An 11,693-nucleotide genomic window follows, 5' to 3' on the forward strand; every position below is an offset into this window, starting at 1 on the left:
GGCTACAGCCGCGTGCGTAGCTTGCTGCAGCCGCGCCTCACGGTGGGCAGTCGCGGTGTGGCACCGCCACGCGTGCCGCCCGCAGGAACGCATAGAAGCGCATCAAGCGCAGGAAGTCGGTCCCGAGACCGCCACGCGCCGTCGCGCGCGCCGGTCGATCTGCGCCGAGACGAGCGTGAGCCCGAGCGCCGCGAACGCCGTTGCGACGCCCACCCACGGCAGCGCCGTGAGCGGCGCGCCCGCGCTGATCGCCACGCCGCCGATCCACGCACCGCCCGCGTTGCCAAGGTTGAAGGCGCCCTGGTTGAGCGTGGAGGCGAGGTTGGGCGCGTCGCTGGCGCGGTTCACGATCAGCATCTGCAGCGGCGGCACGATCGCGAACGCGAGAATGCCCCAGACGAAAATCGTCGCCATCGCGGCGATCGGCTCGTGCATGGTCAGCGAGAAAACGGCGAGCACAACGGCGATCGAGGCGAGGAACGTGAGCAGCGAGCGCATGAGCTTCCAGTCGGCGAGCTTGCCGCCCAGCGTGCTGCCCACCGTGAGCCCGAGGCCGAACAGCAGCAGCACGAACGTGACTTCGTGCGGCGAGAAGCCCGTCACGTCTTCGAGGATCGGCGTGATGTAGGTGAACACCGCGAAGAGGCTGGCCGAAGCCAGCACGCTCATGCCGAGCACCATGAGCACCTGCGGATTCCTCAGTACCCCGAACTCGTGCACGAGGCTCGCCTTCTGCATTTCGATCTTCGCGGGCAGGCACACCTGCAGCACCGCGGCCGCGAGGACGCCGATGGCGGTCACGGCCCAGAACGTCGTGCGCCAGCCGGCGATCTGCCCGAGCGCGGTGCCGAGCGGCACGCCTAGCACGTTGGCGAGCGTCAAGCCCGTGAACATGAGCGCGATGGCCTGGGCGCGGCGGTTCGGCGCGACGAGCCCGGCCGCGACCACCGAGCCGATGCCGAAGAACGCGCCATGGCAGAACGCCGTGACGATGCGCGCGGCCATCAGGATCGAATAATTCGGCGCGAGCGCGCACAGCAGGTTGCCGACGATGAAGATGCCGATCAGCCGCATGAGGGCCTGCTTGCGCGGCACGTTGGCAACGGCGATGGCGACGATGGGCGCGCCGATCGTCACGCCGAGCGCATAGGCCGAGACGAGCATACCCGCCGCGGGGATCGAGACGCTCAGGTCGCGCGCGACGTCGGGCAGCAGGCCCATGATGACGAATTCGGTGGTACCGATACCAAAGGCGGCAACGGCAAGGGCGAGGAGAGGCAAGGGCATGGCGTGGGCTCGGCGCGGACCGGCGGCGGGGCAGGCCCGAAGCCGTGGTCATTTAAGTCAACGCGGAATTGTACTGAAACCTCACGCCTCGCATACGGCACGCTTTTCTTCGCTGCCGGGAAAACAACAGCTTTTCCGGGGCGGCGGGGATCCACCATTCGTCTTATTTCTTGACGATTTCTACAGGTTGTCTGCATGGTGCATCGCACTCGCGCGCAGCACGATACCGACACGAACCAGCGCGGCGAAGCTTCCCTGTCCGGGCCGCCCGCCGGCATGGCACCGCCTTGGCCTCGTCCGTTGCGCGCATGACGGCCACGAACATGCGCGACCTTCCTGGAGCGATGACATGAACACGATGAATACCGTACGCATCGCGGTGGCCGCTGCGGCCGCCTTCTTCGCAGGTAGCGCGCTCGCTCAGTCGCAGAGCGATCAGCAGACGCAGGCCAGTGCGCCGCCGCCTGCGCAGGACGTGGGCGGATCGCCCATGTCGACGGGGGCTGCGGGGGCGCCAATCGCGCTCACGCACGCGCAGGTCTATCAGGATCTAGTGCGCTCCCAGCAATCGGGCCAGCAGAAGGCCCTGACTGAAGGGCTCTATCACGGCAACTGAGCGAGGGGATGCTGGCGTTGCAGGACGGCGACCCCACACGCGTTCGCGAACCGCGCCAGTCGCTCAGCGCGTCGGGCCGCCGGCAATATGTTTTTCGATGAGCCGCATGCGCCCGGTCGGGCGCCATGGCGCGAACCACGGATTGGTGCGCAGTTCGCATAGCCGCGAACTGCGCTCGGCAAGCGCGGTTTCGAGCCAGTGGAACATCTCGTCGGGTTGCGCGACGCGCGCATAGGCTTCGGCGATGAGCAGCGGCGACGTGTACCGCGAGCGCCGTCGAGCGAGCAGATCCTCGAGATACCAGCGCAGCACCGCGTCATAGCCGCCTGCTTCCCAGCGGGCGCGAATCGTCGTGGCGCGCGCGTGCTGGTTGCAGTGCTCGAGCGCCTCGACGGTGGCGTCCACGGCCTGCGCATAGAGCTTCTTCACTTCGAACGCCGTGGCGAGCAGCTGATAGACGAGCGGCGGATGCTCCATGTGCCCCGGCGCGAGATATTCGTTGACCACTTCGGCGTGCCTGCCCGACATCACCATGCCGAACGCGCGCGACCCCTGGAACGCCAGCGGATCGATCCGCTCGGCGCGCTCCATCGCGGCGTCGCCCTCGGCGCGCCGCCCCGCCGCGACGAGCATGCGCGCGTACAGCCGATGCGCCTCCGGATAGCTCGGATTGCGCCGTAACGCCTCGCGAAAACCGGCCTCTGCCTGAACCCAGTCCCAATCGTAGAAGTAACGTACGGCCGCGAGCGCATGGTGCGCCTCGGGCAGGTCCGGGTCGAGTTCGAGCGCGCTTTCGGCGAGTGCGCGCGCGACCGGCCAGCCATCGTCGGGCGCGATGAAACCGTGCACCACCGTCGATCCGTAGTAGTTCGAAAGACCTGTGTAGCCGAGCGCATAACTCGGGTCGCGCTCTAGCGCGGCCTCGAAGTACGCGCGGCTGCGCACGAAGTCTTCGCCGCCCAGACCGTGATGCGCGGAAAAACCCGCCTCGAAATGCACGCGCCGATACCAGAAGAAGCGCCCGCGCACATACGCGTCGTGCGCGGCCGGATCGACGGGCAGGCGCCGCGCGAGCCGCGTGCGCTGCTGCTCGGAAAGCGTCGAGGCGAGGTCCGCAGCGAGCGCGGCGACCGCCTCCTTGAGGATCTCCAGCGCGCCCTGCGTGGCGCTCTCGTGCGCGCGGCTCCAGATCTGCACTTCGTCGGCGCAACGGATAAGACGCGTGAGAATGCGCGTTTGCTGCCCGGCGCGCGTGAGCGAGCCTTCGAGCACGTAATCGAGGGCCAGCTCGCGCGCGATCTCGCCGATGCTCTTTTGCGTCGCGCGATAGCGTGCCGCCGTGGTCCGCGCGATCGTGAGAACCCGCTCGGGGTTGAGCGCGCCGAGCGTGACCGAAATTTCGTCGGCGAGCGCGCAGCACAGGCTCTCCTGGCTCGCGTCGTCGGTGAGGTTGGCGAACGGCAGCACCAGCATCCGTACGGGGTGCTCGCCGCGCTCGCGCTCGCGCGAAGCGTGCGCGTCGTGCGCGGCGGCGAGACTGGCATCGTGCGCCTCGGCGACCGGGGGCAGGATGCCGTCGAAGCGGTAGCCCTTGCCTTTGACCGTGATGAGATGGCGCGGAGCGGCGGGGTCGTCGGCAAGCGCAATGCGGATTTTGCGGATCGCCGTGTTCAGGCCGTTATCGGTGTCGCGAAATGGACTGCCGGCCCACAGCCGGTCGACGATATCCGCGCGCGAGATCAGCTCGCCACGGCGCGAGGCAAGCAGGATCAGCAGATCCATGGGCAAGCGTTCCAGGCGAACCTGCACGCCTTCGCGACGCAGCTGGTAGCGCTCGACGTCGAGTTCGAAGTCCGCGAAGCGGATGATTCGATCCGTCGGCATGAAATCTCTCCCATGATGCGGCATCAGGGAAGGGGCGCCGGGGCGGTTCGTCGGAGGATGGCCCTGGACGCGAGCGTGCTCGACGTCGTAGGGGATCGCGGCAGGAGCGGGGGCTGCGGCGCGGATCAATTCAATCTAGTGCGTCTCGCGCGCGCCTTCAAGAATCAGGCGCGGCCCGCTGGCCATTGGCGTGTCAGTCCGGCAAGCCGGTTCTTTTCGCTAATTGCCTTACTCGTCTAGCGGCTCGCCGTGGCGACCCGCGCCGGCCGCGAAGCGCGCCGCGTGCGCGAGCCCTTCCTCGAGCACCGCGCGATAGCCGTGCGCACCTTCGCGGCGCAGCGCCTCGGCCAGATCGGGCAGTTCGCTGTGGTCGATCGCGGAGCGGCGGTCCGCGAGCAGCGCAGCCTGCGGAAGCGCCGCGAGTTGCGCGGCGATCTGCTCGGCCGCCTCGCGCGCGCCGCCTTTGGGCACCACGCGATTGGCGAGCCCGAACGCGAGCGCTTCGTGTGCATCGACGGCGCGCCCCGTGAGGATCAGATCGAGCGCGCGCGAAAGGCCGATCAGCCGCGGCAGGCGCACGGTGCCGCCGTCGATGAGCGGCACGCCCACGCGCCGGCAGAACACGCCAAGCACCGCGTCTTCTTCGACGACGCGCAGATCGCACAGCAATGCCAGTTCGAGCCCACCCGCCACGGCATAGCCCGCCACCGCCGCAATCACGGGCTTGCTGAGCGACATGCGCGTGGGGCCTAGCGGCCCGGGGCCGCTACCGTCCTCGCGGATTTCGTTGCGGCGCTCGGGGTCGGCGAGCGCCGTCAGGTCCGCGCCCGCGCAGAAGGTGCCGCCCGCGCCGTACAGCACGCCCGCGAGCCAGGCGGAATTGCCCTCGAAGCGTGTAAAGGCGGCTGCCAGCGCATTCGCCGTGGGCCTGTCGATGGCATTGCGCCGCGCCGGGCGATCGAGCACGATAATTGCTACACGTTCTTGGACTTCGATGCGCACATGTTCGCCGAAGGTTTCGATGGTCATGGGCATCTCCTCGATGCGCCCTGCATTCGTCATAAAAATTTCATGGTCCATCCGTAGCTTAGGCCGGTTTCAACTTGTCAACTGCTTTCCCGCCCCCTGCATGCAATCGACGTCCATGTCCCCCCTCGCATCCTTTCCGGATTCCTCGGCGTCTCCGTCTTGTGGACCTTTCTGGACCGTCCCGCTGCCCGCCCACGACGCGTACGACCATGTGCGCTTCAAACGTGTCTTCACAGCCGATGGCACGCGCCATGAAGTCGTGATCGTCGATTTGCACAAGCTGCTCGTCTGCGCCGATCGCGACGACACCGACTACGTCCTCAAGCCCGTCGACGACTGGCATAGCGGCAAGGTACGAGGCATTCGTGAATTTCTCGATCCCGACAACGAGCGCGTGCCGCAGATGCCCTATGTGACGATCTCCAAACGCCGCACGACGGGGCTGGCCGGATGGCTCCGCCTCGCGCACGAAGGCGTGGTGGCGTTCCGCAACGGCCAGCATCGGGCGCGCTACCTCGCGTGGGCAGGCGCGCTATGGCTGCCAGTGGAAGTGCACGAGCGGGAAGCCGCGCTGCTGCGCGAACTGTGTGGCGCGGCCGAGGTCCCGGTCACCTTCGACGACGAGCGTGCACCCCGTTCTGATGCTTCGAGGCGGCGCGAGCGGCGTGTTCGCTAACGGCTGCGCGCTGCCCTGGTGCATCGATATCGAACGTGTGCATCGCGCGCCAGCATGACGCGCGGCCGTTGGGTGTTCACGCGACGCTCATCGGCCTGATCGGTGCGCCAGTCGAATCCGCTTTCAATGACGATGGCGTCCCATTCGCAGCAGTGCCGGCACACGCACGATCGAAGTGCTCGAGCGCATAGTCGACGAAGGAGCGCGTCTTCGCAGGCACGTACTGGCGGTTCGAATAGACGATGCACATGCGCGAGTCGGGGTCGTCGATCTCGTAGTCGGGCAGCAGCCTGCGCAACGTGCCGGCGGCCAGGTCGTCGGCCACGAGCGGCGCGGGCAAGATCGCCACGCCCATGCCGGCCAGCGCGCCGAGCCGCAGCATCAGCACGTTGTTGACGGTGTAGCCGGGCAGCAGTGTGACCTGTTGCGCGCGCTCGTCAGGCCGCGCGAACTGCCACGTCGTACTGCGTTCCTCCGGCGGCAGCGCCACGGCGGGGCACTGTGCGAGTTGCGCGGGCGTGCGCGGCTCTTCATGTTCCGCGAGCCACGCGGCCGACGCGCATGGCACGAACGCCGTGGTGGCCAGCGCGCGTTCCACGAACGCGCCGTGGCGTGCGGTGGCGCCGACGATGGCCACGTCGAAGCTGTCTTCCACGAGATCCACAGGCCCTTCGGCGAGCGTGAGGCGTACATTCACGCGCGGATAAAGGCGCCGGTAGCCGCCGATGAGTGGCGTGAGCGCGGCGAGCGAAGGCGTGCCGGCGGCGATCACGCGCAGGGTTCCGCTCGGCTCGCTTTCCGTCTGTGCGACGCTGCTCTCGAGATGATCGAGTTCTTCGAGCACGCATCGGCAGCCTTCCAGATATCGCAGGCCTGCCTCCGTCAGCGAGAGATTGCGCGTGGTGCGGTTGATGAGCCGCGTGTTCAGGTGCGCCTCGAGCATGGCGATCGAGCGCGTGACGAGCGCGTTGGACACGTCGAGCTGCTGTGCTGCACGACGAAAGCTCTCGGTTTCCGCAACCCTCACGAAGACGCGCATTGCGTGTATCTGGTTCATCAGCTGTTGCTCCCAGAAATCCGGTCGTTCAGGCCGGGGAGTGAAAGGAGCGCGGGCGAAGCCCGCTTTTCCGAGGATGGGTGCACACACAACCACGTGATATTATGTGACGCGTGGAAATTAAACGCGCCTACCGCTTCCGGTTTTACCCGACGCCCGAGCAGAAAATGGTTCTTGCCCGGACGTTTGGTTGCGCCCGTTTCGCCTATAACCACATGCTCCAGTTTCGTACTGACGCGTGGTATCAGCGTCAGGAGCGCATCGGCTATCACGAGACCTCCGCTGCGCTCACGGCACTTAAGAAGACGCCCGAGTATGCGTGGCTAAACGAAGTCAGTTCGGTTCCGGTGCAACAGGCGCTCCGGCACCTGCAAACCGCATTCGCTAATTTCTTCGCCAAGCGCGCCAAGTACCCGAACTTCCGTTGTAAAGATGGCATGCAGTCGGCCGAGTACACGACGAGCGCCTTTAAATGGGATGGCAAAGCGTTGACGCTGGCGAAAATGAGAGAGCCGCTGGCGATCCGCTGGTCACGAACCATCCCCAAGGGGTGCAAGGTAACGACCTGCATAGTGTCGAAAGACGCCGCAGGTCGATACCACGTATCGATGCTTTGCAAAGATGTTGTGTGCCCAAAATCCGAAGTCGACGCGAAGGTTGGCGTCGACTTGGGCCTGACGCACTTTGCAATCCTATCGACGGGCGAAAAGATCGGAGCACCGAACGCGTTCCGCAAGAGCGAGAAGAAACTCGCGAAGCTGCAACGCAGGCTCGCGAAGAAGCAGAAAGGCTCGGCCAATCGCAACAAGGCAAAGCTAAAGGTTGCACGCATGCATGCGAAGATAGTGGATGCCCGCAGAGACTTTCTGCACAAACTTTCGACCCGGCTGATAAACGAAAACCAAGTGATCGTCATCGAAAGTCTTGCCGTCAAGAACATGCAGAAGAACAGCCGCTTGGCGAAGTCGATCAGCGATGCAAGCTGGTCTGAGTTCCTCAGGCAATTGAAATACAAGGCGCAGTGGTACGGGCGTACGTTGGTCCGCATCGATCGCTGGTATCCGTCCAGCAAGCTGTGCTCAGACTGCGGGCATACGGCGGCGAAGATGCCGCTATCCGTCCGCAGCTGGACGTGCCCGGAATGCGGGTCGATCCACGACCGCGACATCAACGCTGCGCGCAATGTTTTGGCCGCCGGACTGGCGGTGTCAGCCCATGGAGAAAGCGTAAATCCCATGTCTCTTTGAGGTGATGTCGGGTTGCATTCTGCGAAGTGGGAATGCCCTCCCTTCAGGGAGGGGGATGTCAAGTCTAGCCTCGTATGCATATCGGTTGAATGCGCACTGCTACTGCTGGCGGAAGTGCCTGAAGAAGCGGCCTATGGCCTCGCTCTCGCCAATGAACCTCGAAAGCGGAACCTCGGTAATCCAGTAAAAATCATATTGGCAGTTTGTGAGAATTACAATGTTGTCCCAGCAAATGTCAGCATTGCGCCGTTGTAAAAGATTCAATAATTCTCAAGACGCACAACAGATTGACGAATGCGACTGTGCATATCGCATATTCAATTGGGCGCCATTCCGGATAGCGGGTTCGCCCGATTCATGCCGGCTCTCACACGTTGCTGCGGGGCGTGCACGTGCGAATCGCAACGGGTATGCAGTAAATTTCATAGGATGGTGAGCCATTGCACTTCGCGAATTAGACCTGATTTGCAAGCCGGCAATCAGCGCGCGTGAATTTCCATGTCATGCAAAAGAATGATTGTGCATGACATGGCAATGGCTTGAATGTTATTTAATATGCATTCCCGTCCGTTCTTCGATAGCGCTTTCAAGAGAACTAAAGCGTATCCCGGCAGCCGCGAGCCGCCCCTGCTGCATGCGGTTGCTTTATTCGCCGTGTTGGGCGGGGGATGCGGCCGTGCCTTGCGCGGTGCCTGCGCTTCGCGCGCGCAGGCTCTTGCGATGGAGCGAAACCGAAAGCGCCACGGCGGACGCTGCCGCGATCGCGGCGAAGAGAAAGACCGAGCCATACCCGAACAGATTTGCGACATAGCCCGCGAGCGGTCCGGTAATGCCGAGCGAGAGATCGAGGAACACCGAGTAGGCCGAGAGCGCCGCGCCGCGGCTCGCGGGCGGCACGAGCCCGACCGCCTCGACGCCGAGCGCCGGAAACACGAGCGCAAAGCCGAAGCCGGTGAGCGCCGCGCCCGCGAGCGCGATTTGCGGCGTGGGCGCGAGCCAGAGCAGCAGCAAGCCTGCGCACTCGAACGAGAACGAGGCGATGGCGACGCGGAAACCGCCGAAGCGTTTGATCGTGTTCGCGAACAGGAGGCGCGCGCCGATGAACATCACGCCGAACACCGTGAGGGTGAACGCCGCGTTGGGCCAGTGGCGCGCCGCGTAGAACAGCGTGACGAAGGTGGCGATGGAGCCGAAGCCCGCCGAGCCGAGCGCGAGGCCAATGCCGTGCGGCAGCACGCGCGTGAACACGCTGCGGTACGACATGCGCTCGCCGTGTACGAGCGGCACCGGCGCGATCGGGCGCGCGAGCCAGAAGCCGAGCGCGGCCAGCGCGATGACCGAAACGCCGAGTGCCCAGTAGCCGAGGAAACGCCCCATCTCCACGCCGAGCGGCGCACCGATCGCGAGCGCGCCGTACGTGGCGATGCCGTTCCACGAGATGACCTTCGCGTTGTGCGCGGTCCCCACGCGGCCGATGCCCCAGAGAATCGCGCCCGTGCCGCACAGGCTCTCGCCGCACCCGAGCAGCAGGCGGCTCACGACGAGCAGTGCGAGCGCGAGGCCGGGCCAGTGATCGACGAGCGTGCCGAGCAGCAGCAGCACGCCGCTCGCGCCGCAGATCGTCAGGCCGATCGTCACGGTTTTCTTGGGACCGAGCGTATCCGCCGAGCGGCCCGCGAGCGCGCGCGAGCAGAGCGTGGCGATGTACTGCACGCTGATCGCCGCGCCCGCCACCACGGTGCTGAAACCGAGATCGTTGTGCACAAAGCCCGGCAGGACGGCGAGGGGGATGCCGATCGTCAGGTAGCAGAGGAAGGTGAAAAAGACGACCGGGATGATCTGCAGGGTCGTCGATGCGGCGTTGCGCGGGGGCGCCAAATCGGCAGACATGGGGAAAATGCGGATAGCGAACGGCGGGAAAGGCGTGATTGTCCCATGGAACCGGTTCTCGTGCAGAAATGGACAAGCGTTGCGGATACGCGGAGCGCGCTTGTTTCGCGCTGAGCCAGTGCGCTGCCTGGCGGACGCTACCCTTCGAAGATGCCGCGACATCACGGGACGTTGGCCGCAATTCGTGCAGATTCTGTCTCTGTGTCCGACCGTTCGTGCCGAGGGCGACGTCAATCGACCGTGTCCGCTACTCGCACATCCACCAGAAAACCGCGCAATCGAGCCATCCGAACATAAGTGCGGCGTCATCGCAGCGCACGGATTTATCGATCCAGCGATATATCCCCCATGCTCCCCTAGCTATGGGTTGCCAATATTGGCAGTGATAGTTTTCGAAGCGTCCACTCGAGCGGCACACGCCTTTTGCGAGCCGCAGCCAACGACGAGCCAGAACCCATGAGTCAGCCGATCCGCTTCTATCACCGCAACGCCATCCGCGAAGTCAGCGACGCGGGCGTCACGCGCACCGTTCTTCAATATCTGCGCGAAGACGCGCGCTGCACCGGCACCAAGGAAGGCTGCGCCGAAGGCGATTGCGGCGCCTGCACCGTCGTGGTGGGCGAACGCGACGAAGCGGGCGGCGTGAGCTTCAAGGCCGTCAACGCCTGCATCCAGTTCCTGCCGACGCTCGACGGCAAGGCGCTCTTCACCGTCGAAGACCTGCGCCAGCCCGACGGCTCGCTGCATCCCGTGCAGCAGGCCATGGTCGACTGCCACGGCTCGCAATGCGGCTTTTGCACGCCGGGCTTCGTGATGTCGATGTGGGCGCTCTACGAGAAGTATGGCCACGAGCACGGTGGCCAGGCCGGCAAGGGCGGCTGCGCGGGCAAGGGCGCGTGCAGCGCGCCTTCGCGCGACGAGATCGCCAACGCGCTCACGGGCAACCTGTGCCGCTGCACCGGCTACCGGCCGATCCTCGACGCCGCCGAGCGGATGTTCCAGATGGATGCGCCAAAACAGCCCGTCGACGTGAAGGCGCTCACGCAGACGCTCGCGACGCTCCAACGCAAGGACACGTTCCACTACGAGCACCGCGGCCAGCGCTACGATGCGCCGCGCACCGTCGAGGCGCTCGCCGCGATCAAGGCCGAGCGCCCGAGCACGCGCATTCTCGCGGGCAGCACCGACATCGGCCTGTGGGTCACGAAGCAGATGCGGGAGCTGGGCGACGTCGTCTATGTGGGCCAGATCGATGCGATGCGCGACGTCAAGGTGAGCGACGCGTGGATCGAGATCGGCGCGGGCGCGACGGTCGAGCGCGGCTATGCCGAGCTCGCGAAGCATTACCCCGAACTCGAGGAGATGTGGCTGCGCTTCGCCTCGCTGCCGATCCGCAACGCGGGCACGATCGGCGGCAACGTGGCGAACGGCTCGCCCATCGGCGACTCGATGCCTGGTCTCATCGCGCTCGGTGCGCGCGTGGTGCTGCGCGGCGGCGAGATCGAGCGCGAAATGCCGCTCGAAGACCTTTATCAGGCGTACCAGAAGAAGGACATGGCGGAGCACGAATTCGTGCTGACGCTGAAGGTGCCCACGCGCACCGGCGCGCGCGCGAACCTGCGGTTTCGCACCTACAAGATTTCGAAGCGCTTTGATTCGGACATCTCGGCCGTGTGCGCCGCGTTCGCCTGGATCGCCGATGGCGACGTGATCCGCGAGCCGCGCATCGCGTTCGGCGGCATGGCCGCGACGCCGAAGCGCGCGAGCCACGCGGAGGCCGTGCTCGCCGGCGCGCAATGGCACGAGGCGACGGTACAGGCCGCGATGATCGCGCTAGGCGACGACTACGCGCCGCTTTCCGACATGCGCGCGACGAGCGAGTACCGCCTCGAAGCCGCAAAGAACACGCTGTACCGCTTCTGGCTCGAAACGCGTGCGCACGATCCGCTCGCGCCACAGGCGCTCAATGTGCGCAACGTGACGGCAGAACCGGCCTGAGATATTCGG

General features: G+C 65.5%; 9 protein-coding genes. 4 read left to right on the forward strand and 5 right to left on the reverse strand.

From position 1 onward, the window contains the following. Window positions 1-102 precede the first annotated feature (102 nt). On the reverse strand, window positions 103-1,287 hold the full coding sequence (locus BMI01S_RS19800; RefSeq protein ID WP_028231456.1) for an MFS transporter: 1,185 nt from the start codon (window positions 1,285-1,287) through the stop codon (window positions 103-105). A gap of 349 nt (window positions 1,288-1,636) precedes the next feature. On the opposite strand from BMI01S_RS19800, the gene BMI01S_RS19805 reads away from it, so the two are divergent. Further along, window positions 1,637-1,903 (forward strand): hypothetical protein, encoded by a 267-nt coding sequence (locus tag BMI01S_RS19805; RefSeq protein ID WP_028209557.1) that lies wholly within the window; start codon window positions 1,637-1,639, stop codon window positions 1,901-1,903. A 63-nt stretch (window positions 1,904-1,966) separates the two neighbouring features. On the opposite strand, the gene BMI01S_RS19810 is transcribed toward BMI01S_RS19805, so the two are convergent. Both BMI01S_RS19810 and BMI01S_RS19820 read right to left on the reverse strand, forming a co-directional pair. Then, on the reverse strand, window positions 1,967-3,787 hold the full coding sequence (locus BMI01S_RS19810) for a winged helix-turn-helix domain-containing protein (protein ID WP_028231457.1): 1,821 nt from the start codon (window positions 3,785-3,787) through the stop codon (window positions 1,967-1,969). Between the two features lie 228 nt (window positions 3,788-4,015). After that, window positions 4,016-4,816, reverse strand: a complete 801-nt coding sequence (locus BMI01S_RS19820; protein WP_028231459.1) for a crotonase/enoyl-CoA hydratase family protein — start codon at window positions 4,814-4,816, stop codon at window positions 4,016-4,018. A gap of 115 nt (window positions 4,817-4,931) precedes the next feature. Here BMI01S_RS19820 and BMI01S_RS19825 point away from each other — a divergent pair, with 115 nt between their 5' ends. Further along, a complete protein-coding gene (locus BMI01S_RS19825) occupies window positions 4,932-5,492 on the forward strand; it encodes a plasmid fertility inhibition factor family protein (RefSeq protein ID WP_063619603.1) in 561 nt (186 codons plus the stop codon). A 76-nt stretch (window positions 5,493-5,568) separates the two neighbouring features. On the opposite strand, the gene BMI01S_RS19830 is transcribed toward BMI01S_RS19825, so the two are convergent. After that, complete coding sequence (locus tag BMI01S_RS19830; RefSeq protein ID WP_081723459.1) at window positions 5,569-6,549, reverse strand: LysR family transcriptional regulator; 981 nt, start codon at window positions 6,547-6,549, stop codon at window positions 5,569-5,571. A 113-nt stretch (window positions 6,550-6,662) separates the two neighbouring features. On the opposite strand from BMI01S_RS19830, the gene BMI01S_RS19835 reads away from it, so the two are divergent. Continuing rightward, the gene (locus BMI01S_RS19835) at window positions 6,663-7,796 is read left to right on the forward strand and encodes an RNA-guided endonuclease InsQ/TnpB family protein (RefSeq protein ID WP_028231460.1); all 1,134 of its coding nucleotides are present in this window, start codon (window positions 6,663-6,665) and stop codon (window positions 7,794-7,796) included. A 645-nt stretch (window positions 7,797-8,441) separates the two neighbouring features. Here the strand turns inward: BMI01S_RS19835 and BMI01S_RS19840 are convergent. Further along, entirely contained in the window at window positions 8,442-9,686 is a 1,245-nt protein-coding gene (locus tag BMI01S_RS19840; RefSeq protein ID WP_042290269.1) for an MFS transporter, read from the reverse strand. 456 nt (window positions 9,687-10,142) lie between these two features. On the opposite strand from BMI01S_RS19840, the gene xdhA reads away from it, so the two are divergent. Then, entirely contained in the window at window positions 10,143-11,684 is a 1,542-nt protein-coding gene (gene xdhA, locus BMI01S_RS19845; RefSeq protein WP_028231461.1) for a xanthine dehydrogenase small subunit, read from the forward strand. The last annotated feature ends 9 nt before the right edge of the window (window positions 11,685-11,693 follow it).

Source organism: Paraburkholderia mimosarum LMG 23256 = NBRC 106338 (assembly GCF_000739815.1).
Classification (GTDB): domain Bacteria; phylum Pseudomonadota; class Gammaproteobacteria; order Burkholderiales; family Burkholderiaceae; genus Paraburkholderia; species Paraburkholderia mimosarum.